This is a genomic window from Nostoc sp. (genome assembly GCF_036916575.1).
In the GTDB taxonomy this organism is placed as follows: domain Bacteria; phylum Cyanobacteriota; class Cyanobacteriia; order Cyanobacteriales; family Nostocaceae; genus Nostoc.
Window position 1 is genome coordinate 1 of the sequence record NZ_JBALGC010000095.1, and the last position, 26,049, is coordinate 26,049.

Here is a 26,049-nt window from a genome sequence, read left to right on the forward strand (position 1 = left end):
AAGAATGCCGGAGTCTCGAAGGTGATATTTCCACCTGTGCCTTTAGGAGCATAAGCGAGGATATCGCTGTCGTCGAAAGCAACGATGGAGTCAGCGGTCAATTTAATGTCGCCGCCGCCCCCTGCACCTTGGGCAACGAAGGTTGTGATATCACTGTTACCAAATAGGTGAATCTGATCAGCAGTTATGGTGATATCTCCCCCAGAAGACTGATTGGAGGACGTTGCGATCATACCATTTCTGGCTGTTAGGTTTGCGGTGTTAATTGTTACCTTACCAGCAGGAGCCGCATTAGTTGACTGGGCAAGCAAACTCGCCTGATTCAGGTCTAGAGATTGTGTAGCGATTACTGTGATGTTGCCGCCTTTTGCGGGTGAACTAGGGGAGGAGGTGGAAGCGGATACCTGTGCTTCATCCTGAATTGTTAGCCTTTGCGTGGCGATCGTCAAGTTTCCCGCTACCCCAGCGCCGCTCGTCTCGACTAAGAGTTGACCATTGCCCTTAATTGTGACTGCCTGCGGTGCTGTTACCAATAGGTTCCCTCCTTGACCACTGCTAGAGGTAGAAGCGGAGATTTGAGCATTATCTTGGAGATTTACCGTCAAACTCTGCCCGTTGTTATCGGGATTCAACGTCAATGATCCAGCAGGTGCGGCTCCTTGTGTCTGGGCAAATAAGCCACTGTTATTGTCAGAGAGATTAACCTGAGAGGAATTCACCTCAATATTGCCACCCTGTGCCGTGGTGGCAGCAGCAGCCGTCGCCGTGGCAGAGACATTGCCTCCATCGGTAACGGTCAATTGTGGGGTATTAATCATCACATTACCTGCTCCCCCAGCACCGCTTGTCTCGACTGAGAGTTGACCATTGCCCTTAATTGTGACTGCTTGCGGTGCTGTGACAAATAGGTTCCCTCCTTGACCACTGCTAGAGGTAGAAGCAGAGATTTGAGGATTCTCTTGGAGATTTACCGTCAAACTCTGCCCATTGTTATAAGGCTGCAACGTCAATGATCCAGCAGGTGCGGCTCCTTGTGTCTGGGCAAATAAGCCACTGTTATTGTCAGAGAGATTAACCTGAGAGGAATTTACCTCAATATTGCCACCCTGTGCCGTGGTGGCAGCAGCAGCCGTCGCCGTGGCAGAGACATTGCCTCCATCGGTAACGGTCAATTGTGGGGTATTAATCATCACATTACCTGCTCCCCCAGCACTGCTTGTCTCGACTGAGAGTTGACCATTACCCTTAATTGTGACTGTCTGCGGTGCTGTGACAAATAGGTTCCCTCCTTGACCACTGCTAGAGGTAGAAGCAGAGATTTGAGGATTATCTTGGAGATTTACCGTCAAACTCTGCCCATTGTTATAAGGCTGCAACGTCAATGATCCAGCAGTTGCATCTCCTTCTGTCTGGGCAAATATGCCACTCTTGTTGCCTTGTAGGTTGACTTGAGAGGCATTCACTTCAATATTGCCGCCCCGTGTTGTGCTGGTGGCAGTAGCTGTTGCAGTGGCAGAGACATTGCCTCTATCAGTGATAGTCAAATGTGGGGTGTTAATAGTTACATTACCCGCTAACCCAGTACCTTGAGTTCGGGCAAATAGACCACTGGGAAGTGTTTTGTTGACTACACTCGTTGCTGCATTCGGGGTTTCGAGGGAAACCTGGAGGATGGAAGTATTTTCTGATTTAACTTGAATATAGTAAGTACTAGGCTCACTAAAAGCATACCTGAGATAGGGATCATTAGATTCAGACGTACTTCCCCCAGCTCCTAGGGAAAAAGAAGCACCAGAATTAGACTCCAGCTGGTTTCCATTACTATCTAAGAGAACGAGGCTTTTACTTGCACCGCTTTTATTAGGTGTATCCATATCAAAAATCGCACGAGTGCCTGCTGCCGTTACTTTAAAGGAGTAGTAGTGTCCACTATCAGAAGAATCGTGGTCAGAGATATTATTTGCAATGGATACATAGGGAATTCTGGTGGAAAATTCCACATTTGGATTGACATCATTAGAACTATTGAGGAAGAACTGAGTGAGTGGTTGGGCTTGAGCTATCGAGCCATTTGACTTTACTTCATCCAAGCGAGGAGGGTTACCTTCTGAGACATTCAGAGGTTGAGGTGCGATGAAATTAGGGTCAACTCCAGAGATTATGACACCTTCAGTAGTATTAACAGTAATTTTACCTGCATTACCACTACCACTAGTACTTGTAACCAGTTGGGAGCTACCTGTTTGGGACAGCGATCGCGCTGTAATGTCGATGTCACCCCCATTGCCTTCTGCTCCCTCATTTACAGCCGTGCTGATATTACTGCGGTTGGAAAGAGAGATGACACCCCCAGCCTTGACGTTTACGTTACCCCCATCACCCTGATCGGCAGTGATACTGAAGATGGCGCTCGTATTGTCCAGCGACACAGAGTCATCTACCTTAAGTGAAGCGTTACCCGCATTTCCTTTACCAAAGGTGGCGGTATCAATGAAGGAGAAGTTAGTGAGAGAAACTGTGCCCGCATCAATGGTAATATCACCTCCCCTGCCTACTCCTCCTGGCTCTAAAGAGGTAAACAAGCGGCTTTTGTCGAGTTCAACCAAGCCATCAACCGTCATGGAAATGCTGCCAGCATTTCCCATGCCTCTTGTGGTGGTAGTCAGATCGGTGTTAGCTAAGGAAACTGATGCTGCAGCAATCTGAATGTTACCGCCACTACCATTTGCTGTGGCATTGCTGCTGATCAAGCCATCTTTAAGCTCGAATATTCCCGCAGGACTCGTGAGACTTATATTACCGCCACTATTGCCAGAAGCATTAATAGAGCGAGAAGATTCATTATCAGGGCTGATGGTGATTCTGCCGTTGGTGGCGTCAAGACTAATTGCACCCCCATTTCCCGCAGGGTAAATAGAGAACGAGGAAGTGTTCAAATCGCCAGTGATATTGATGTTGTTAGTGGCGTGAAGGTTAATCGCGCCTCCATTTCCCGCAAGATCAGCATCATAGACGGAAGAAGATGAGGAAGTGTTCAAATCGCCAGTGTTAATGCTGCCATTAGTGGAAACCAGGCTAATATTGCCCCCATTTTCCGTGCTACCACCTATAGAAGATGAGGAAGTGTTGAAATCGCCAGTTTTAATGCTGCCATTGCTGGTATTAAGGCTAATATTGCCTCCATTTCCTTCACTGTTATTAGTTGCGGCTGATGAGCTAGAGTTGAAAGAGCCAGTGTTAATGCTGCCGTTGCTGGTACTAAGGCTAATCGCGCCTCCATTTTCTGTACTACCAAACATAGGAGAATAGGTGCCAGAGTTGAAAGAGCCAGTCTTAATGCTACCGTTGCTGGTACTAAGGCTAATCGCGCCTCCAGCTTTTGCACTGCCGTCAATACTAGAAGTGCCAGAGTTGAAATCGCCAGTGTAAATTTTGCCGTTGCTGGCAGTAAGGCTAATGGCGCCCCCATTTCCCGTATCGCTGTGTCTACTGTACGAGCTAGAGTCGAAATCTAGAGTGTTAATGCTGCCGTTGCTGGCAGTAAGGCTAATGGCGCCCCCATTTCCCGTATCACCAAATGCGTTTGACCAAGAAAGCAAATTACCAGTGTTAATGCTGCCGTTGCTGGCAGTAAGGGTAATGGCGCCCCCCTTTCTTGGATCGGCGGAATATTGATAGTACGTGTGAGAGTCTAAATCGCCAGTAATAATGATATCCTTGGCGGCGTTCAGGGTAATCGCACCTCCATCGCCATAAGCACTTGAAGAGGGGTTGCCAGCAGTATAAGAATAAGAGTTTAAATCGCCAGTGGTAATGCTATCCTTGGCGGCGTTCAGAGTAATCGCACCTCCATCGCCAAAACTTGAATAAGTGTTTAAATCGCCAGTGGTAATGCTACCCTTGGCAGCGTTCAGGGTAATCGCACCTCCATCGCCAAAACTTGAATAAGAGTTTAAATCGCCAGTGGTAATGCTACCCTTGGCAGCGTTCAGGGTAATCGCGCCTCCATTCCTAAAACTTGAATAAGTGTTTACTGTACCATGAAGTATAATACTGCCGCGAGAGTTTATAGTAAATGAAGGATTTCCTGCTCCTCCATCCATAGAAATTGCTCCCCAACTTCCCTGTATATTCTGTGGAAATATAGTCTGTGTAACTTTAATGTCGCCACTCAATGAGGAGTTGGGTTGATACTGATTTGTTAACAATACTCTTCCTGCCAAGGGTTGTGAAGATAGTCTTCCCTCCAAGGGTTTTGAAGCGGCATCAGCAAATAAGATCGTGCCGATTCTGATGTCTGCACTTGATTGGTTAGAAGTTGCATAGGCAGGTTCAATGAAAGTGCCAGTGCCAGTCAAAGACAGAATTGATTTACCGACTACATCAGGGTTGACTCCGGCGCGAATATCCAAAGTAGGTTCACTCTTGCCATTGATAGAGATAGTAGTTCCATCAGCTAAATTTACTGTCTCTACTAAACCGTTTTCTGGATCTGCTCCTTGAATCGAGACATAGCCAGGAATCTCTACCTTACCCCCAGCCAAAATGTGTAGAGAAGCTCCTTCGTAGACGAAAATATACACATCTCCCCTAGCTCGAAAAATTGGGTCATGAGGGCTAAACAAATTACCCAAACTCCCATCTAGCTGTTCTATCCGAAAATTACCCCCACTCCAGTAGTGGGCATCGCCTTCCACGGTGTTAGTACTCCGCAATACCATATCTCTACCAGAAAAAAAGCCACTTTCTGGATCAGTTAAGGCAAAAATATCTACCTTTTGATTCCCCTGAACCAGCAGATTTCCCCCAGCAGAGGCGATAAAAGGAATCACAGCACTATCGCGCACTTTCACAGTATCCTGCGCCTGTAACTTTAAATCTCCCCCAGCTTGTAACTGTCCCTGCAAGTCCAGATTGCCAGCCGATAGAGTAAGATGTTTCCCAGTTGATAAATTCCCTTGATTAATGATCGCAGTCGGTTGATTGGCAACCTGACTAAAAAACAATGCTCCCGGAGTGACAGACAGTAAACTACTCGTTTGCGGTTGTGTTGCACTGAAATAGCCACTATCACCCAAATGTATCCGCTCGGCTGTTGTCGCCACAAATGACCCTTGGATATCCAAACTCGCATTCGGGCCAAATACAATCCCATGAGGATTTAGCAAAAACAAATTCGCCCCACCCAAAACTCCCAACCTACCCAAGATGTTAGAGGGATTATTGCCCGTAACCCGAGTTAAGATATTCTCTATCCCAGCAGGATTAGCGAAATAAACACCCCTACCTTCCCCTACATTAAACTTCCCAAAACTGTGGAATAGGTTAGCGCCGCGAGTTGCGCCACCATCAATGCGATCGCTAGGAGTACCCTTTATATTGACATTGGGTGTAACAACAGAACCTTCAGCACCCAGCGTCTTGTCAGGCAAGATTTGAGCTAAAACACGCTCGCTTATTCCTACTGAAAGTGCCCCCATTAAAGCGACACAACCCCCAATCTCCCACTGCCAACACCGACTAAACCAGCTTTTAGCAATCATAGAGTGGTTTCCTTAACATTTTTAGAAATCTATCACTGGAGTTTCCTGGTGAGCATTATAATTAAGTGGGTAGACACAAATAAACCTAACTATATAATTAAGATATAAAAACTTTTAAACCCTTGTGATTGTTTCATTTCGCTTTACTCGATTCGTAATTACATGTTTATAAATTTTCCCACCTACATAAGAATAAACCTTGACTCAATTTGTATAATAAATGTTAAACTGAAGTTAAGCATTCACCTGTTGTGCTAAGTTAATTGCAAACTAAAGCTAGACTGATTGCACAATTAGGTAGTTAGCATGGCTCAGATGTGCAACTTCAGATTGAAATAGAGTTAAAGCTTCGTTTAAAATCCTCCTGAGAGGATGTTTGAAAAGTCCTCTTGTCGGTAGCAAAACGTTCTAGCTCCCTCTAAATCCACGCCACATGCTTCTCCTAAGGGAGACGCGCAAGGGACAAATCAGCAGAGCGCAAGGGCGCAGTGGCTCCCCTTCAAAAGAGGGACTTTGATTCCGGTTCCCCCCTGAAAAAAAGGAGCCAGCGCGATCTTCTCCCAAAGGGAGAGGCTAGCGCCTGCCGTAGGATGCCCGTAGGGCTGTAGGGGGTTTCCCCCATGAGCGACTGGCGTGGGTTAGGGGGGATCTAGAAGTCCCTAAAGTCACAGCGAAACACTTTTCAAACAACCTCTTAGAACCTACTAGATTTCACTATGCCAAGCCGACACCGCCAATTCCGTGTCCGCTGCTTTCTGGTAGTTCTATTCCTGAGCAGCTTCACGCTTTGTCTATGGCTAAATCATCTTCCCTTCACCCCTTTGCAGGCAAGATGGCCAGAAGTAGCAACCGCGCAGTCTCCTAATACAAGCCTTCTAGTACAACAAGGAATTGAACAATATCGTGCAGGAGATCTGCAAGAGGCGATCGCATCTTGGCAAACTGCCTTAAGTGCCTATCAAAGCAGCAACAACCTCGTTAACCAGGCGATTGTTCGAGAAAAACTAGCCATAGCTTATCAGCAAATCGGTCAATGCGAGCAAGCAATCAACTATTGGAAAGAAGCGATCGCCAACTATCGCTCCTCAGGAGAATTCGTGAAGGTGGGACAGTTGCTCACAGAACTTGCTCAAACCTACAGTCGTTTGGGGCAAAATAAAGAAGCGATCGCACTTTTATGTGGTGTTTCTGAGACTGATGAGTATTGCCTTAAAAGTGAAGGAAGTGCTTTGCAAATTGCCCAAAAATTTAGCGATCGCCAGGGAGAAGTGGCCGCCTTGGGAAGCTTAGGAGAAGCGTATCGCTTCAGGGGAAAGTATGACAAAGCCATTGAAAATCTAGAGGCTAGCTTAAAGATTACTCAGGAGATTAACCTCCCAGTTTATCGTTCCTCAGTGCTTAATAGTCTAGGTAATGCTTACTTTAGTAAAGCTCAACTTAATGAGCAACGTGCTAATTCCGCTAGGTTAAGAAGCGCAGAGATTATGGCTAGTGAATTCATTAAAGAAGCTACTTTTTATTACAAAAAAGCTTTAGAATATTTTAATAATAGTCTCGAACTGACCCGCACTCAAAACGACCCATCGGGTCAAATGCGGACACTTCTCAATTTGATTCAACTTTATTACCGTCCAAAAGATTCAAAGTTACCTGATAACACTAATCAGGCAGAACAAGCATTACAATCCGCTTTAACTCTACTTGAGAGGCTACCCAATTCTTTCAATAAAGTCTATGCAGCAATTGATTTAGCCGAATTAGAACAACTTGTTTCTTCTAGTAATTCTACTTCATTTCAAGCTCAATGTCTGCCACGAAAACTCAAAGATTCACAAGCTGAGGAACTGTTGAAAAAAGCTGTTTCTATTGCCCAAAGCATTAAAGATTCTCGCTCCGAATCATTTGCTTTAGGTAAACTAGGTCATCTTTACGAGTGCCGCAAGGACTACAATAAAGCCTTAGATTTGACCAAACAGGCACGCTTGGCAGCCGATCAAAAGCTGCGTGCTAAAGATAGTCTTTATTTGTGGGAGTGGCAGGCGGGACGAATTTTCAAGGCACAGGGGAAAGAATCTGAGGCAATTGCTGCTTACGAACGGGCGATCGCAACGTTACAAGGTGAGGGAGGTATCCGAAATAATTTATTAATTACTGACCAAGACTCGCAATTTAGCTTTCGGGATACCATTAGTCCTCTCTACCGAGAGTTTGCTCGGTTAAAGCTAGAGCGTGCTGAATCACTACACATTGCAAATCAAGAAGAATACCAAAAAGAACTGGATTCTGGACTCGATGCTATTGATTTATTGAAACTAGCAGAATTGCAAAATTATTTCGGCAATGATTGTGTCTTTACCGTTTTTGATCAAGAACGAGTTGATGACTTAGAGAGAGAAGATACTGCAATTTTTAGTTCTATCATCCTAGAAGATCGCACGGCGATTGTGTTGAGCCTACCCAATCCGAAAAATCAGGTCAAGCCAAATGCTGAAAGAAGATTGAAGAAGCTGGTATGGATAAATGAGACTAAAAAATTCACAGAAGAAATCCAAAAATTCCGTAAAGAAGTCCAGAGATATTATGACCTCACTGACGCTTTTTTAACCCCAGCACAGAATCTATATAACTCGATTATTCACCCTTTCACTTCCGATTTAGAACGAGCAAAAATCAAAACTCTCGTTTTCATCCAAGACGGACTATTACGCAGTGTACCGATGGCTGCACTCCATGATGGTCAGGAATTTCTAGTTCAGAAATACGCCATTGCTACGACTCCCGGTCTGCGCTTAACATCTCCTAAACCCCTAAATTTTCAAGGTTTGCGGATGCTAGCTTTGGGATTAACTGAAGCAGCTACCGTTGATGGTGAAAAATTTCAGCCTTTGGAAAATGTCGCTGATGAAGTCAATCAAGTCACAAAACTATTTCCAGGTAGTAAGAAACTGTTCAATAAACAATTCACTGATGAAAGCTTAAAGCAAGAACTTAAACAAACAAATTACCCGATTATTCACATTGCCACTCACGGACAGTTTGGCACTATTCCAGAAGATAGTTTTTTAGTTACGGGTAATAATGAGAAGATTACAATTACTCAGTTAGAGAGTGACATCCGCAGCTTTAGTGGAAGTTCAAAGCCAATGGAGTTGCTCGTGCTCACAGCTTGTCAAACTGGTGTAGGAGATGACCGTGCTACGCTGGGTATGGCTGGGATCACCGTGCAAGCAGGCGTCAGAAGTGCTTTGGCTTCCCTTTGGTACCTTGACGATGCTTTTACACAAGAACTAGTCGTTAAGTTTTACGATAACTTGCGATCGCAAATGAGCAAAGCAGAAGCCTTGAAGGAAGCGCAAAAGGCACTGATTAATCAGAACAAGAAGATTCACCCCGCCCAATGGGCACCTTTTATCCTCATCGGTAACTGGCTTTAGGGCAGGGTAAGCGTGATTAGCGTGCGTTATCTGCAATTTGCTTCAAGTTTTTAATCCGTTTGTTGATCGCTTCCCGTTCTTTTGGTGGCAATTCTGGTGTAGTTTTTGGTGCTTCCCACTGAGCCAAATCCTTTAACAGAGTTGCACCCACTTCTCCCAATTTCGATACTTTAGCCAGTTTGAGTGCTTCATCTAGCGCATCGTACCATAAACCAGCCTCAGCATAGATATTAGCTTTCTCAACACTATTTACTGCTTTGTTCAATTTACTTTGCACAGCTGTTGGCATTCCTATAACCTCAATACTTGCCTCGTCTACTAAATCACCTGATGGATTATCTGGGTCACATTGAATAACAACCTGCAAGAAATATTCTTTCCCCGCTTGCAGCCCTGGTTCGTTCTCCGAGAACGGAGATAACTTCATAATTTCCGGTGAACTCTGCCAGGATTTGTTGCGAACTTCTTTGGGTTTACCGCTTGGAACCGACTCGTAAATCGTGAATTTCATTGGCTTGGAGGCGGAGTCACGAGGGACAAACCAAGCGAACGTAGGATGCTGAGATGTCGTCCGTCCAACATAATTGCCAGAGGCAAGAACGGTTAGCGGTATATCTCCTCCAGAACACCCTCTGGTCGTTCCTCCATCCGATTTGCGGTCTGGCGGGACAGGTTTCTGATCGCCGGGTGTATAACTCGCAACAGCTGCCGAAGTGATAATCAGCACTAAACTCAGGGTAAAACTGATGAATAGTTTGATGTTAATGCGTTTGTTTAGGAACCATCGAACTGGAATCATTTTAATCTTGGTTGAGGAAACATTAATTTAATTTATATACAAATAAGAGTGCGTAAATGGCATATATATGATTTACGCATTGACAGAAAGATAATAAAGTATTATCATAGAAGCCCTTTTTATGGAGTTTCACATGAAATTGATATTACGTTTTATGCGGGCAAAAATCCAGCTTTTTCTTGTAATAGGCCAAGTTAACTCACACAAAGTTCCTTTCCCTTTAACAGAGTTTCGCTGAAACTTTCCTCTTAATTTTCTCGCTATATTTAGACACTGCTTCGTTCCTTGCCCTTCATAATACGAGTTAATGCCAGTACCATTATCTTTAATGCTTAGGGTGTACCAGCCTTCGTTTTGTTTGCCAATAGCACTCAGACGGATCACTCCTTTGGCATGTTTCCCGACATTGCATAATGCTTCTTCCAAAAATTGGCAGAGTTCTTGCTTTTGCTCGATGCTCAAGTATTGCTCGTCAATTGGAGCGAACGAATAGGCTTTAACTTTGAGCGTTTGAAAGCAGGGAAAGTTTCGCTGGAGTGTATGGCTGTAGATTTCATATAAAAGGTTGTGAATTGGCAGCTTTAAGTCTAAGATTAGACCATTGCCGAGACGCAGACTTTCCTCTCGGTCTAGGGCTTCCAATTTCAGGTATTCGCCGATTTCTCGAATTTCGTAGTTCAGATTTTTCAGGTCTTCGAGCAATTGATCTTGTTCTAAATCTTGGTCTTGAACGTGCCTCAAAATCTTGGCTAGTGTTTGCAGGGGTCCATTATGGATTACAACAAATGTCCGCTCAATGGTGTGTTGGCGGATCTCAATCTGAGACCTCAAAGATCGATCATATTGATAAAAAGTACTGAAGATTGCACCATTGATGACTAAAACGAGTAGTGCTGGCGCTACTGGAATCCACCATCCCCTAACGATAAAGGTATAACTAATTCCAACTAAACTAAGGCTGGCAACGGCAACATACACAAAGTTTTTCAATGGAGATTGAGTCAGCCGACCGAGATAAATGGCTAAAACGCCCCAACCGACAATCCAAAGATATTCCCAACCCTGTGACCAGGTTTTTAAAACGGGTCGCCCGTCGAGAACTGCACTGACAATTTCGCTAACAACATGGGCATGAAATTCTACCCCATAAATTTTCCCAGGCGGTTGCAAATTAGCGATCGCATCGGTATTGATGAAGTCTTTAATACTAGGAGTAGTTACCCCAATCAGAACGATGCGTCCAGCGAAAACATCGCGCAGCAGATTGGGATTGGTTTCAATATCGTTAATATCTTTAAGTGATAGCGTGCGAAATCGTTCTCGACCATTGCGATAATTGAGGAGTAGCTGAACTCCAAAATCATCAGTTCGCACGTAGCCCCCAGAATTGGGGAAAAAGCGAGGGAGTTCAGTAGAACCAAACCGCATCGCATCGTGATCGCGAATGCCCTTGTTCAATTCAATGCCTTCAACCTTGAGATACGTTTCTGCTAGCCGTAAAGGCAGGGAAAATGCATATTTTTTCTCGTCTTCAGGTCTCTTCGTTCCAAGTATTGCACGCCTGACTTTGCCATCATTATCGGAAAAGATATCTACAAAACCGATTTGTTCTGAAGGTAAGTTGGGGGGTGGCTTAATGACTTGGGGTAAGACTTTTTCAACCGCAATCAGATTTTTGATGTCTTTAAAGGCTGCAACCAGTTCGGCATGACCCGGTTCAACGGGTATATCTCTAACAATATCAAGACCAATCACTCTCGGCTGGTACTTCTGCAACGTTCTCAGCAGTTTGGCAATCTCATGATCGGGTATAGGGTAATTTCTTATACCTCGTATATCCTCGTCATTAATTCCGACAATAACAACTCGTTCGTCGATAGGTTCAAAACGACGCAAGCGGAGAAAGGAGTCAAGAGTTAGCCATTCTATAAATTGTAGTGACCCATTCAGGCGAAGGAAGATAATAAGTGCCAAAACAATAATTCCTGGCAGTGTTGTTATAGACCAGATGGTAATTCCTTGTTTAAATTTGTTCCAAATACCTAGTAACAATAGTTTCTTCCTTAACAAATTTGCTCAATCAATAAACCCCTCTTCTCTAGCTCGTTTCTCCGTTTGAATGCGGAGACTTTTGCCATCTTCCGGGTAAACGCCTAAAATGTCTTGAATTTTAGTCCAGTAGTGGCGTACCGTTCTAGGTGCTACTCGCATCCGTTCGGCAATGACTTTATCTTCCAATCCTTCTTCAAAGGCTAGATTGAGTACCTCTATCCATTCTGTCTTAACTTCTTTTGGTGGTATTTTGAGGTCTTTGGTATGTGTGACTCCTTTGAGTGCCAAGTCAATCCGGCTCAACATCTCCTGGCTGGAAAGTCCTTTGTCCGCTACAGTGAACCCTCCTTCATGAACATCAATGTCCGGTTTAATCCGCACCAGTGCTTTGACATAACTGCTTTGCACGACCAGATTGAGAGTAAGATAGTTTTTCATTAATGTTTCCAAGCTTTTAATCCCTCGATTGATTTCGGCAGTGTCCCCGGAAGTTTCTGGCAAGGAAAGATCCATAATAACTAAGTCGGGCCCAAATGCTTCGACTTGCTGGAGAGCATTCTGGGTTGTTTTGGCGGTGAGGATTTGGGCTTGTGGGTAGTGCCGTTTGAGCAAGTCAAGCGTTCCATTCAGGATTAGTTCATGGTCATCCACCACAAGTATTTTGAGTCTCCCTTGTTCTGGTAAATCTTGACTCATCGTTGAAACCTCGAATTCGATAACGTTACTGTACTGAATTCCATCGGGTCGTGATGGGGAAAAAGCCTGAAAAATCAATGTTTTTTCTTTAACTGAAATCTTGCACCAACTTTTCCAACCACCAGGGATTTAACCCCTCTTCTGTGAATAAAAAGCTTTGTCCTCTGCCTCCCCTCGCGTCGGGGAAATAGAGGAAGGTAAGAAGAGGGTTAGGTTTTCCAAACTTGCTAACCGTATCCTTAAACTTTTGGCAGATCAAGGGATAGTTACAAAATGTGAGTTTAAGTCTTTTTGTTTAGTGTAATGATAATACAAATCGTCGATCTAAGCTATAAAATGGTCAGGGCTGAATGGTACTAAGAAAAGCTGTAAACTATGTTTCATTAGGATTACAGGCACTCAAGTTATTAAGCAGTGGACGAGTCAAGCGATCGCCACAAAGAAACTAAACCATAGAATCTTTCCTACGAATGATTGATTTACCATTTGGGGCAAAGAAAGGAGTTGATGATTTCATTGTTGCCAAGGGTCAATCGGCATTGGATGCACTCTATAACACTACCGTAGTTTTGAGACTTACTAGGAAAAATCAGAGAATGATTGCAGAAAACTGTAATCCATATTGCTTTATTATGCAATGGACTCATTATGACTTGAGCAATCAACTTTGCACAAGCACCCAATGCATTATTTAATAATAAGATTTTTTACTATATTTATCAAGCAGACAAAAACACTGCTTTTTGAAGAAAACAAACAAGATAAAGGAGAGTAAATTAGCTAGCATCTTTACTTGCTGTCCTCCGAAAGGAATACTTTAATAGCGCATTTTTTGATAAATTTAAAATAGATACCTCACTTATCTTCTTCTCTAGTAAGAGAAAAAGAATCTTCACCTTTGGAATTGAAGCAACTGGTTGACTTTAATATTTATAGGACTTACGCACAGTTAACGGAAAACGTAGACGCAAAGCGGCTTGCCGCAGCGAAAAGTCGGAGCGGCGGTTCCCGCCGATCTGAACTTTTCAAGACAGGCTACCACAGAGAACACAGAGGTTACGGAGAAACGAGAGTTTGAGAGGGTTTTTGCGTAAGTCCTAATTTAGTCAATCTATACTTGCTTGAGTAAAGCTATCCACATATCAGATGGATCGGAGTAATAATCAATTTCTTCAACTTGATATTGATAAGATTCACAACCTTGTTGTAAAATAATGCGATCGCAAGGTTTGATGCCTTTCCCTACTCCAGTCATATACCCGATCATTCCTTGATTAAGGCGCTCAAATACGTAGTCGTTTCCCCAAACTTGTTGGCTATAATCGTGTATTTTATTCTTTTGTTTTAATTCATTTGCTGGAAAGCTAACTAGGGCTAAGTTACTTAAAAAACTAAAACTTAAGTTTATACCTGTCCTGATTAAAGACATAAGTGAGTTTTCCCAAAGAAGAAATCTATAACGAAGAGTTCTGGACTATAGGTGAATCTCAATTTATTTCAATCAATAATCCAGAATTGAACAGGTAGACACTAAAAATTAAAAATTAATTTATCTTAAATCTTGATTTTTAATTATTAATATTTCATTGTTATGAAATTATATTTACTGCTCAATAATCCTTACAAATCACTCATGATGCTGTATAAATCAGGTATAAATTCACTGTTGATCATACTATTAATTACTTGATTTCGTTGAATTTTGCTCATTTATTCATATCATATTACCCAATACCATGCCAAAAATATATAACATTTATTTACTAACTAGTTAACTTTATAGTAATACTAACAGCAGCATCAACTGTAAAATCACCGAATTATTGGACAAGTTTAAGTTATTTTTCCTTAGTCAGATAATAATCAAAAATAAATATTTTGTATCAGGATAATGTCATCTATGTATATTTTTTAAGATAAATAGGATTTAGTCTCTCTTGTGGTTTTTAGAGCTTCATCTATAAGCTTCAGTAGCACTTCTAAGGTGGAGGAGTTATCTAAAACGACATCTGCATTAGCCACTTTTTCTTTGATAGATAATTGGCTGTTAATCCGGGCTTGTGCCTGTTCTCTATTTAAATGGTTTCGTTGTATCAATCTTTGTAGTTGTTGCTCCTGGGAACAATGCACTACCCAGATTTCTGTAACCAAATCAGTCATCCCAGCTTCAAATAATAGAGGCACTACTAACACCAGTGTTTGTGAGGTGGACTGAGCTATTGCTTTGAGGAAGCGAGCGCGCACATCAGGATGAATCAAATCCTCTATCCATTTGCGTTCATCTTGACGATTAAAGATAATTTCGCCTAGCTTTTGGCGGTTGAGGCTGCCATCTGGTAGTAAAATTTGTTCACCGTAACGTTGAGCGATCGCACCAAGAATAGGCGAACCTAAAGATACTGCCTCTCTAGCATAAATATCTGCATCCAAAATCGGCAGATTATAAGCGCTAGCTAAATAATTGGTGACAGTGGTTTTGCCTGTGGCAATACCTCCGGTTAAGCCGATTATACGTTTAGTCATTAGTCATTAGTCATTGGGCATTGGGGAGCCACTGCGCCCTTGCGCTCTGCCGACTTAAAGCAAGTGGCGTCATTGGGCATTGGGCACGGGGCATTAGGCATTGGGCATTGGTTATTTCCTCCCCATCTCCCCCATCTCCCTGATCTCCCTTATCTAAGAATTTGTCGCCCATGTTATCAGTGCTTGGATTAAACCATCTAAAGTATATTCTTCTGCTTCTACATCGACGCGTCCGAACAAAGCATGACAAGTTTTGGAGGTTTGCGGGCCGATAGAAGCAATACAAACTCCTTCTAAGAATTGGCTAGCATTAGAGTTGCTGGAAAATATGTTGTTAGTAAGTTGACAGAAAAATTGTACAGTTTTAGAACTGGCAAAGGTAATCACATCTACCTTGCGGTTTTGGAGAGCTAACTCTGCCACAGGTGGAATACCACTAGGACAACAAGATTGATATGCGGCAACTTCTATCACCTTTGCTCCCTTGGCAGTTAATTCCTTAATCAAAACTTCTCTTCCGCCGCTTTCAACTCTGGGAAATAAAACCTTTTTACCATCCAGTTTATCTGGGAAATTTTCCACTAAAGAATCAGCAACAAAGTTAGGGGGAATAAAATCTGGTTGGAGAGAGTGTTGTTTGAGACTATGGGCTGTTTTCTCGCCAACAACGGCAATTTTGACGCCTGCTAAGGCACGGGTATCTTTACCTTGGGCGATTAGCCTTTCAAAAAAGTAGTCTATACCATTGGTAGAAGTGAGAATTAACCAGTCGAAGTCAGATAAATGAGCGATCGCATTATCCAAAGCTTCCCAACTGGAGGGCGGGCCAATTTCTAAGGTAGGCATTTCGATGACTGTTGCACCTGATGCGATCAGGCGATCGCTAAATTGACTCGACTGTCCCACTGAACGTGTCACCAGGATTGTTTTCCCAGCGAGGGGAAGAGGAGATGACGGGGATGGGGGAGGGAAGTTACTTAACATAGGTTGGGATGTGGGAGTACTCTCGTTCCCAGGTTCTGCCTGGGAATATCTTTCTCCAGGCTCCTGCCTGATAATTTCGTCTAAATATATATTCTCAGGTTGTAAGTACTTGCGTAGCCCAACAACTTCGCCAATAACAATTACTGCTGGAGAAAGGGATAATTCGCTGGTTTGTTCTAAAATATTGCCCAGTTGCGCTGTCCAAATTTGTTGAGCAGGAGTTCCTGCCCAACGGATGATGCCAATGGGTGTTAAGTGCGATCGCCCGTGTCGCACCAGTTGATGTACAATCTCTGGCAGATGTTGCCCTCCCATCAAAATTACCAGTGTTTCTAAGTGTGAGAGTGCCTCCCAGTCTAAAACCTCTGGTTCATGAGCTGTAAGCACTGCAAAAGTGCGACTCAACACCGGATCTGTGAGGGGAATTCCTGCCAACAAAGGTGCTGCAAGGGCTGAGGAAATTCCTGGTACTAGTTCAAAATCACAACCAGATGCTTTCAAAGCTTCAATTTCGGAACTACAACGCCCAAAAATCAACGGATCGCCTGATTTGAGCCGTACAACTTGTTTTCCTTGCTGGCAATGCTTTACGAGTAACTTATTAATCTGTGCTTGGGTTGTACTAGGTTTACCACCGCGTTTGCCGACATCCAACTTCAAGCAATCAGGCGGTACGTACTGCAATAATTGAGCATCTACCAGGGCATCGTAGACTAAAACTTGAGCAGCAGCTAAGAGATTGTAAGCTTTTACCGTCAGGTATGCAACATCTCCAGGCCCAGCACCTACAAGGTAGACTTTACCCCTTTCTTGAGTCATGGTCATTATTAGTCATTAGTCATTAGTCATTAGTCATTGGGCACTTATACTGAGCGTAGTCGTAAAGCCTGCCGCATAGCTACGCTTAGGGCGCACCCTCTCCAAGAGTTGTATTGGGCATTGGGTATGGGGGCAGAGGAGATATGTTTTAAAATGCAATTTGGCCTCAATATTAGTTTAATAAGTCTTTAATACTCATTAATCAGGCTACGAACTCCGTTAATGAGTCTTTAATACTCGCGAACGAGTCTTTGATACTCGCAAACGCAGATCAGAACTTCACTCCTCTCTCTGCCCCTCTGCCTCCCCTGCTTCCCCTGCTCCCCTGCTTCTTTCCTAATCCCAGTCCCCTTTATTCAATTCGTTTGCCTATTAATTTTTTGGATTAGCTGATCAACTTGCTCAACCATCTGCTTGTTTTCCTCAGCTTGAAATAATTCTCTGGCTTTTTTGAGATTAATGATCGCTTCTTCTAGCTGTTGTTGCCTTCCCAAAGTGATTCCCAAATTATAGTAAGTCAATGCATCGTTAGGTACAAGGCTAATGGCTTTTTTGTAATGTGCGATCGCTTCTTGTGGTTTGCCTTGATCATCCATCGCATTTGCCAAACCCGTGTAAGCTTTTGCATGTTTGGGATCAAGGCGAATCGCTTCGGTATAGTCGGCGATTGCTTCTGCTAGCTTGCCTTGAGCATAAAAAGCGCTTGCTAAATTATAGTGAGCGTCTGCATAGTTGGGAGCGAAGCTAATGGCTTTTTTGTAATCTGCGATCGCTTCTTCTAGTTTGCCTTGAGCATACAAAGCATTTCCTAAAGCATTATAACCTGCTGGATTTTTGGGTTCGAGGCGGATGGCTACTGTATATTCAGCGACTGCTTCTGCTGACTTTCCTTGAGCGTACAAGGCATTCCCTAAGTAATAGTGAGCGTCTGCATAATTGGGATCAAAGCTAATGGATTTTTTGTACTGGGTAACTGCTTCTGCTACCTCACCTTGATCGTACAGAGCATTTCCCAGACGCGCGTAAGTCGGGGCATAATCTGGTTTGAGGCGAATGGCTGTTGTATATTCGCTAACTGCTTCTGTTAGCTTGCCTTGAGCGTACAGAGCATTTCCTAAGTTATAGTGAGCATCAGCATACTTGGGTTCGAGGCTGAGGGCTTTCTTATATTGGCCAATCGCCGCTTCTAACTGATTGAGTCTTGCTAAAGTTAAACCCAAATTAAAGTATGCTCCAGAGTCATTAGGATCGAGGCTAATGGCTTTTTTGTAAATAGCGATCGCTTCTTGGGGTTTACCTTGATCGTCGAGAGTATTTGCCAACGCAATATAAGCTTGTGCAAAGTTCGGTTGCAGTTCAATTGCTTTCCGAAAAGCCGCCTCTGCTCCTTTTAAATCTCCTTGTTTGTAGAGATTGGTTCCTTGCTCGAAGTTAGCAACTGCGTTTTTGTTCTCAGAAACTGCTGCTTGATCTGAGTCTGAAATTTTTGATAAAACAACGCCAACATCTTTACCAAAGGCAATATTCCCATTACTCAAACACAAGCAGATAATAGCTGCTACCAATAGATTCTTGTTTTTCAGCATTTTTATTACCTTATCTGCTTGGTTTACATCTAATATCCAGTTCGGCTAATTGCCATCATAAAAACACCCTACTTCCAGCCTTTAAGAGCTTGCTCTTAAAGGAGCAAAAGCGTAGTTTTAGTGGGGTTATAGCAGGAATTATAAATGATTAACCTAACTTCATACAAGTGTCATCTCATCTAATTGTCTATTTGTACATAATAAGTGAGGCTTTATTAGGAGTAAAAAGTTGTTTTTTAGGTAATTGCTGACGATTTTATTTAGATAAGTTGAGCAATGGCTGCAATTAATTCTTTTGGATTTAGAGGCTTGGGTAAATGCATCTGAAACCCAGCTTTTAGTGCTTTTTGCTGGTCATCGTTTTTAGCAAAGGCAGTCAAGGCAATTGCTGGAATTTGTCCACCTTGTTCTGGTGTCCAAGTTCTGACTTGATGTATTAACATATAGCCATCCATATCGGGCATACCAATATCGCTGACCAACACATCTGGCTTTACCTCTGCTAGGGTTTGTAATGCTTCAAATGCAGAAGATACCGCGATAACAAAAGCCCCATCTTGCTCTAATACAAAAGTAATAAAATCTCGCGAATCAGCATCATCATCAACAACTAAAACCCGGACGCCAGTCAGAGGTAAGGAGTTAGTAGCTAAGAATTCCGGGTAGTTTTGTTCATCCGTCAAGCTTAGGCTATCATCTGGCAGAAGCGGTAAGCTAACAGTAAATATTGCCCCTTTACCCTCACCGTGGCTATCTGCTTTGACGATGCCGCCATGCATTTCAATGATATTACGTACAATTGCCAATCCCAGTCCTAATCCACCAAAATTTCTAGTAGAGGTGCTATCTGCTTGGCGGAAGTAATCAAACACATAGGGCAAAAACTCAGCGCTAATTCCCTTACCTGTATCGCTAACTATAATTTGAGCATAGCCATCAGCTTGCTCTAATCGCACTTCTACCGTTCCCCCCTTGGGTGTAAATTTGACAGCGTTAGAAAGGAGATTCCATACAACTTGCTGCAAACGCGTAGAGTCGCCTATAACTTGTCCCACCTGCGGTTCAAATGCTGTATTCACCTGAATCAACTTTGTTTCTGCCGCTAAGTGCATTGTCTCTAGTGCGGATAATACCGTAGACTCTAGGTTAATTTTCGTAATATTCAGCGTCAGTTTACCTTGTAAAATTCTGGAGATATCCAGCAAGTCCTCAATGAGTTGAACCTGTAAGGTGGCATTCCGCTCGATTGTAGCTAGTGCTTCAGATGTCTTTGCTTGGTCAAAAGTGCGGGTTTGCAACAACTTTGACCAGCCGAGAATTGCGCTCAGTGGAGTACGTAGTTCGTGAGAGAGGACGGCTAAAAATTCATCTTTAATTCGATTGGCTGTTTCTGCTTTAGCTCGTGCTACTTGTTCTAATTCCAGCAGGTGCGCTCGTTCTTCAAGTATTTGTTTTTGTTCGTGGATATCCGTACATGTTCCAAACCACTTCACTACAAGACCTTGCTCATCTTTGAGTGGTAAACCTCGTGCTAGCTGCCAACGATAGGAGTTATCAAAAGCCCGTTTGAAGCGATATTCATTGTTATATATAGTGCTATTTTTGACAGCATTAGACCACACTTCATCAGCACTTTGGACATCATCTGGATGCAATGCCGCCAACCAACCAGAACCCAAGGATTGCTCAAATGTTAGCCCAGTGTATTCGCACCAATTTTGATTAAAGAAATCACATTCACCGTTAGCATCGGTTGTCCATACAAGTTGAGGAATTGCCTCAGCTAAATAACGATAGCGTTCTTCGCTTTGTCGAAGAATTTCTAAAATGCGTTGGCGTTCAAGGATTTCTTGTTGTAATTGCTCGTTGGTATTAGTAATTTCATTGGTGCGAATAGTAACCATTTCTTCCAGATGATTCTGGTATTTTCGCAGTTCCTTCTCTACCCGTAAACGTTCGGTTATTTGGGTTTGAAGTTCTTGATTTGCCTGTTCTATTTGAGCAGGGCTAGGAAATGCTAGTACTTGTGGAATTAGAGACACAAGATTTACTGCTGTAATTAAAGATATTGTGGCAGTTACTGCTTTGAGAAACCCTGATAACCAATAGGTTGGATGCCAAAGTGTCCAAATCTCTATTAAATGAGTGGTGCCACAAGCTACGATAAATGCACTAAATAGTAGAAAAATCCAATCAAAGGGCAAATCCTGCCGCTTACGGACAAAGTAAAATAGTGTCGCTGGAATCGAGTAATAAGCTAGGGTAATGGACGCATCAGATAATATATGTAACCAAACTAAATTCCTTTGCCATAGATAGCAGTGTCCATGTGGAATAAATGATCCTGATGTAAAAAAATTAGTCCCCAATTCTGATATTATGTCTGACATAAACACTGGATTTTTTATTTATAAATTTTACTAGTAAAATATTACTGATACAGTGTGTCTAATTCCTGTACTGCTGAAGGAGACTATAGCTGTTTTCGCTTGGATACAATACATAGTAGGAGCAGAGAAAAAGCTCATGCGTGTCAACTTAATGTGAAAGTCTTTGTAGCGCATCAGATTGCAATTGTAAGGACGATGAAGGGAGTTGTCAAACTTGCGAAAATTGCGGACATAAATTACGGCAGACACTGGTAAATTCCAAAAGAAAAACCATTCTCACCATGATGATGAGAATGGTACAAAAATTAGGAGACGGAACAAAAAATTTAATCTCCGCAATTCTCACTCAATTTAAGATTCACTTGACTTAGCACTCATTTTATCTAATAGTTGAGTGATTTTTTTAGCTTTTTCAGGTTGCCGCTGTTTTTGTAATAAATCTTTAGCTTGTAGCAGGTTAGTTTTGGCTTCCTCTTCTCGCTCTTGCTGCATGAGAATATTTGCCAGACGCAAGTAAGCATCAGGATTTTTCGGACTGCGGCGAATCACTTCTTGGAATAATTCTGTTGCTTCCTTTACTTGACCTTGCTGGTTTAATACATCTCCCAAAAACAAACGCACCACATCATTAGTAGAGTTGAGGGAAATCACTTTGCGAAACGCTGCTTCTGCACCTTGATAATCTTTTGCTTGAGCAAGATTGATTCCTTTTTGAAACAAGTCTGAGGTAATCAAAGTTTTCCAAGCAAAATAGCCAAGAATTGACAGACTCAGAACAACTACAACAGCAGCAATCAAAGAACTGGTAGGAAAAGTTTCTAGCATTGTCTAAGCCAAAAGACAGGCGATAGGAAAAATCAGATATTCGATAAAAAAGAGTTTCCAGATAAATTGATAGAATTGAGCGATCGCACTTTTATCTTGTAAGTCTACTGCCAAACTCCGCAACCACATCCAAACTAGCAGCGCTAAATGAGCAATTACCAGAAATATGGGGTTAACTGAGGTAACACGTAGCACACCAACTAGAATTATCCCCAAATAGCAGACAGTTATCACCCAAAGAGCTAGATTAAACACAGCTTGCGAACCGAGTTGGATAGTGAAAGTAGAGATATTATAAAGGCGATCGCCTTCCATATCTGGTATATCTTTAAAGATAGCGATCGCAAAGGTAAACACCAAGATAAATAATGTCAGCACCCACACCTCGGGCGGAATTCCTTGGCTTTGTTTCAGCACCCAACTATAGTGCAAATACAATCCTAAATTAACAATCGTGCCGCGCACCGAAAAAATACACAGTGCTGCCCAAAATGGAAACTGTTTCAAACGAATGGGCGGTAAAGAATAAGCGGTACCAATGGCCAAACTAATTGCTACCATGCCCAATAAGAATGGCCCAGTTAGCCACGCCATAACTAGCGCCAAAATCCCAGTCAAAGCAACAATAATTTGCCCCGTCTGTTGGGAAAACTCACCTGATGCCAACGGTAAATGAGGCTTATTAATCTTATCAATATCAACATCTTCTAATTGATTCAGCCCCACAATGTAGACATTGCCACACAGACAAGCAATCCACGCACCCAAAACCCGACTCAGTGGAATGCCAGAAAATCCATTCGAGGAAACAGCAATGGCAATTAAATACAAACCCAACACACTCAGACTTGTACCAATAATCGTGTGAGGGCGAGAGAATTTCCAAAAAGCGTATAACCAATGGAAATATGATTGAACGGGTTTACCTGGCAAAGGGCTGTTTTGATAACTCTGGCTCATGAGTAGCTTAGATTCAGTATTCTGACTTATTGTTAATCATTGTTAATCATTGTTACAGAATTTGGTCATTAACAAGAGCCAAAAGTCTAGATGCATTGTATTTTTGTATAGGAGACAGGATGAGCGACAGCTACCACCGTTAGCCCAGCCCACCCTACAATAGAATCAATCTAGCTCATGCAAAACACTTAATTCCGATAAAATCTCACAACCAATCATAAAAATATTTTTTTCCTACTCCTTATAACGGTACAATCTCTTCAATAGAGGAAAGAAATAGTTAATCTAGAGTGCCTTAATGACCGCTCATTTAACATCTACAGCGACATTTAACTTTGTTGTGACCGTGCTATCCCATGCTGCGGCTGCGTATCGAGGACACAGAGGCACACCCCCTAGTGCTGAAATATTAGTAAATGCGTTGCTACAAGCAGAAAAATCTGCCAAGCAGCAACGGTTGACTTATCCGTTTGAGTCTCTTTCAGGTAAATGGCAACTTTGCTTTGTTACTGGCACTAATAAAGTCAGAAAGCGCGGGGGAATTCTATTAGGTAAGGGTTTTTATATACCTAAGTTTATAACAATCCATGCTTCCTTTAATGCCATTTTGGAACAAGATTCAGGCAGAGGCGAAATTGTTAATCAGGTTGAATATGGGCCAGTTTTATTTAAGTTCACGGGGCCAGTGCAATATTTAAGTAAGAAAAATTTATTGGCGTTTGACTTTAACCACATGCTTATCAGTCTGTTTGGTCGTGTTGTTTACAACAGACCAATCCATTTTGGTAAAGTTAAAACAGAAGATTTCTACAACCAGTCCATAGCTAAACTACCCTTTTTCGGCTTCTTTTTAGTGACGGAAGATATCATTGCAGCTCGTGGTCGTGGAGGAGGATTGGCATTGTGGATTCGAGAAACTTAAAGACGTTGGAGAGCAAACCCCCGCCATATAAACGGCTTTCTCTACACTTATAATTTTTATTTTTTTGTACTAACTATCAAACTGGACGACAAATAGACAAAATACTATGCATATTTACTACTTGTCCAATGACTGCGATCGCAGGCGCACCAAATCCAGTTTGGTCTACCTGCTCTACAATTGTCTCCAAGGTTGCAATTAATTCTTCTTGTTCCGGTCGCGTACCCCAGCGCACCAAAGCAATAGGCGTTTCTAAATTCACCCCAGCTGCTCTTAATTGTTCCACAATATAAGGCAGATTGTGAATTCCCATATAAATTACAATGGTTTCGGAACCGTGAGCGATCGCACTCCAATTCACTATCGGTCTATACTTACCCGTTGCCTCGTGACCAGTAACAAATGTCACAGATGAACTATATAGCCGATGAGTCAAAGGGATACCTGCATAGGCGGCCGCTGCAATCCCCGATGTGATACCTGGGACAACCTCCGTTGAGATTCCCGCTTTGACTAATTCTTCCATCTCTTCGCCACCGCGACCAAAAATAAACGGATCGCCACCCTTTAGCCGCACTACAATTGCATTATCCTGCGCTTTATCAATTAGCAATTGAGTTGTTTCTTCTTGGAACAGCGAATGTTTTCCCCTCCGCTTACCAGCATTAATTTGCTCGGCTTGGGGATTAATCATTGCTAGAATTGCTGGACTCACCAAGGCATCATAGATAACGACATCTGCACATTCCAACAAACCTTTCGCCTTCAGGGTAATTAGTCCTGGATCTCCTGGGCCCGCACCTACTAAATAAACCTTTCCCAAATACTTGTTCTTCTCTGTCATTGTGCAGTTCATCTATCCGTTAAATCCCAAATTAGCTCGGCTAATTCTGCACTTGCTCCCAGTGGCTCTGCCAATTGGAAATTCACCGCAGAAAATTGTAATTTTAGCTCCTCTATTGAGATGGCGATCGCATCGGTTATGCCACCAGCAAATAAAAAGTATGGCAAAATTGCAATTTCTTGATAACCAGCAGCTACCAACTCTTTTACCCGCAATTCTAAACTAGGAGGTACAGACCAATAAGCAACCACTGCTCCCAAACTCGCCGCCATTGCTTCCACAGTTTCTTGAGAACCTGGGCGACGGCTACCATGAGCTAAGAGAATCCATGCTTCTGCTTTTATAGCAGCTATTTGCTTTGCCAGCAATTTCTCTAAATTGGGATGAAAGCCTAAATATGGTTGCAACTCAATTATGACATCTTGATCGGTAGCCTGTTGTGCTAGTGCTACTTCGGCGGGAATATCTGTCATCACATGGACTCCCGGCAGTAGAAATAACGGTACAATTTTGAGGCGATTTTCATTTTGAGATAGTTTGTCATCGCCAAAAGCGCTCTGAGCAAATTGTTGAATCTGCTCGTGTAAAGGCTGAGGATTCATTTCCAAAGCAGCGATGCCAACCAAATGTTCGCTATTTGATGGATTGTAGTTTTTTGACAATTTCTGACATACCAGCCTTGCTAGTTGCTGCATAGCAATTTCTGGGCGCGGATCGCGACTTCCGTGAGATACTAGCAGATAGGCAAATGACATCGGCAAAACTTGAACTCTTAGTTACTATTTTTCATATTTTACTTAATATTAAGCTGGAGATAATAGGTACTCTGGTAATTATTAAAACTATTATCAATTATTAAATAGAGGCATCTTAATCACTTTTATATTATCCCCCTGCTGCTTGTCTTATTGTTTTTCGCCAGTATAAGTATAAAATTGATCAAAAGCTCCCACCGTTTCAAATTTGTAAGAAGGTATCCAAGAATTTATTTTTAAATCTGTACGGTAAATGCTAAAGATAATGTAATTTTGTCTTTCTGTAGTCCTGGCAATAATTTCTTGCATTTGCGGGTTAGCCGAGTCAACCAACTTATCACAATTAAAGCGGATTAAATTTTCGATAATATTCGTAGTTTTTTTGCATACATCGGTTTTTAAGTATTCTGTCAGCCGTTGCACTGCATATTCTTCATATTCAACCTGACTAGGATTGGTCTTCGCCATTGTCACACCCAAGGCGGCGAGTCCTGCTGCTGCTCCAGTATATGCAATGATGGTTAAGGGTTTCATGTTTACCAAGTAAAATTCATTGTAATCCTTAGATTCAGGAGACTCTAAATTAACTGAGTCCGTTCCTTGAACAAAAACTCTTGATCGCTTGCCAAATAATTGCTATAATTCAAATTGTTGAATGGCGAGCGTAGCCAAGTGGTTAAGGCAGTGGTTTGTGGTACCACCATTCGTGGGTTCGAGTCCCATCGTTCGCCCTATATAATTTCATATAGATATCTATACTCCTATAAATGGTGGATTGTGTGGTGTCAACACTTATAACCATCACTTTAACAAGAATCTGTCGTCTATAGCTTTATAGACTTGGAAGGATTACAAGCTCACTGTAATTCATTAGCTTATCTTATTTAGGACTCACGCAAAAATCGCTCTTAAGCTTA

General features: G+C 42.5%; 16 protein-coding genes and 1 tRNA gene. 3 read left to right on the plus strand and 14 right to left on the minus strand.

Features of this window, described 5'->3' with window-relative positions; all coding sequences use genetic code 11:
* On the minus strand, positions 1-5,543 hold a 5,543-nt coding region (locus V7L29_RS20495; protein WP_334736643.1), incomplete at its 3' end, for a two-partner secretion domain-containing protein.
* Positions 5,544-6,259: 716 nt separating this feature from the next.
* Here V7L29_RS20495 and V7L29_RS20500 point away from each other — a divergent pair.
* Complete coding sequence (locus V7L29_RS20500; protein ID WP_334736644.1) at positions 6,260-8,977, plus strand: CHAT domain-containing protein; 2,718 nt, start codon at positions 6,260-6,262, stop codon at positions 8,975-8,977.
* Positions 8,978-8,993: 16 nt separating this feature from the next.
* Here the strand turns inward: V7L29_RS20500 and V7L29_RS20505 are convergent, their stop codons facing one another.
* The 10 genes from V7L29_RS20505 to V7L29_RS20550 form a co-directional block, all read right to left on the minus strand.
* On the minus strand, positions 8,994-9,776 hold the full coding sequence (locus V7L29_RS20505) for a DUF928 domain-containing protein (RefSeq protein ID WP_334736645.1): 783 nt from the start codon (positions 9,774-9,776) through the stop codon (positions 8,994-8,996).
* A 129-nt stretch (positions 9,777-9,905) separates the two neighbouring features.
* A complete protein-coding gene (locus V7L29_RS20510; protein WP_334736646.1) occupies positions 9,906-11,828 on the minus strand; it encodes a sensor histidine kinase in 1,923 nt (640 codons plus the stop codon).
* A 24-nt stretch (positions 11,829-11,852) separates the two neighbouring features.
* Positions 11,853-12,524 carry a response regulator transcription factor gene (locus V7L29_RS20515; protein WP_334688488.1) on the minus strand — a complete coding sequence of 224 codons (672 nt, stop codon included), beginning with the start codon at positions 12,522-12,524 and terminating at the stop codon, positions 11,853-11,855.
* Positions 12,525-13,635: 1,111 nt separating this feature from the next.
* Complete coding sequence (locus V7L29_RS20520) at positions 13,636-13,953, minus strand: hypothetical protein (RefSeq protein WP_334688451.1); 318 nt, start codon at positions 13,951-13,953, stop codon at positions 13,636-13,638.
* 482 nt (positions 13,954-14,435) lie between these two features.
* The gene (coaE, locus tag V7L29_RS20525; RefSeq protein WP_334736647.1) at positions 14,436-15,047 is read right to left on the minus strand and encodes a dephospho-CoA kinase; all 612 of its coding nucleotides are present in this window, start codon (positions 15,045-15,047) and stop codon (positions 14,436-14,438) included.
* A gap of 153 nt (positions 15,048-15,200) precedes the next feature.
* Positions 15,201-16,850, minus strand: coding sequence for a uroporphyrinogen-III C-methyltransferase (cobA, locus tag V7L29_RS20530; protein WP_334736648.1), 1,650 nt, complete (start codon positions 16,848-16,850; stop codon positions 15,201-15,203).
* Positions 16,851-17,206: 356 nt separating this feature from the next.
* Positions 17,207-18,436: a tetratricopeptide repeat protein gene (locus V7L29_RS20535; protein WP_334736649.1), complete on the minus strand. Its 1,230-nt coding sequence runs from the start codon at positions 18,434-18,436 to the stop codon at positions 17,207-17,209.
* A 260-nt stretch (positions 18,437-18,696) separates the two neighbouring features.
* Positions 18,697-20,826: a hybrid sensor histidine kinase/response regulator gene (locus V7L29_RS20540; RefSeq protein ID WP_334736650.1), complete on the minus strand. Its 2,130-nt coding sequence runs from the start codon at positions 20,824-20,826 to the stop codon at positions 18,697-18,699.
* Between the two features lie 351 nt (positions 20,827-21,177).
* Positions 21,178-21,651 (minus strand): tetratricopeptide repeat protein, encoded by a 474-nt coding sequence (locus V7L29_RS20545; protein WP_334736651.1) that lies wholly within the window; start codon positions 21,649-21,651, stop codon positions 21,178-21,180.
* A gap of 3 nt (positions 21,652-21,654) precedes the next feature.
* A complete protein-coding gene (locus V7L29_RS20550; protein WP_334688456.1) occupies positions 21,655-22,611 on the minus strand; it encodes a homogentisate phytyltransferase in 957 nt (318 codons plus the stop codon).
* 298 nt (positions 22,612-22,909) lie between these two features.
* Between V7L29_RS20550 and V7L29_RS20555 the strand changes: the two genes are divergently transcribed.
* Positions 22,910-23,533, plus strand: coding sequence for a hypothetical protein (locus V7L29_RS20555; protein WP_334688457.1), 624 nt, complete (start codon positions 22,910-22,912; stop codon positions 23,531-23,533).
* A gap of 76 nt (positions 23,534-23,609) precedes the next feature.
* Here the strand turns inward: V7L29_RS20555 and cobA (V7L29_RS20560) are convergent, their stop codons facing one another.
* The 3 genes from cobA (V7L29_RS20560) to V7L29_RS20570 form a co-directional block, all read right to left on the minus strand.
* Positions 23,610-24,389 carry a uroporphyrinogen-III C-methyltransferase gene (cobA, locus tag V7L29_RS20560; protein ID WP_334736652.1) on the minus strand — a complete coding sequence of 260 codons (780 nt, stop codon included), beginning with the start codon at positions 24,387-24,389 and terminating at the stop codon, positions 23,610-23,612.
* On the minus strand, positions 24,386-25,132 hold the full coding sequence (locus V7L29_RS20565) for a sirohydrochlorin chelatase (RefSeq protein WP_334688459.1): 747 nt from the start codon (positions 25,130-25,132) through the stop codon (positions 24,386-24,388). The genes cobA (V7L29_RS20560) and V7L29_RS20565 overlap by 4 nt, the downstream gene beginning before the upstream one ends.
* 150 nt (positions 25,133-25,282) lie before the next feature.
* Entirely contained in the window at positions 25,283-25,666 is a 384-nt protein-coding gene (locus V7L29_RS20570; protein ID WP_334688460.1) for a DUF4359 domain-containing protein, read from the minus strand.
* A gap of 124 nt (positions 25,667-25,790) precedes the next feature.
* On the opposite strand from V7L29_RS20570, the gene V7L29_RS20575 reads away from it, so the two are divergent.
* Positions 25,791-25,863 (plus strand) — tRNA-His (locus tag V7L29_RS20575).
* The last annotated feature ends 186 nt before the right edge of the window (positions 25,864-26,049 follow it).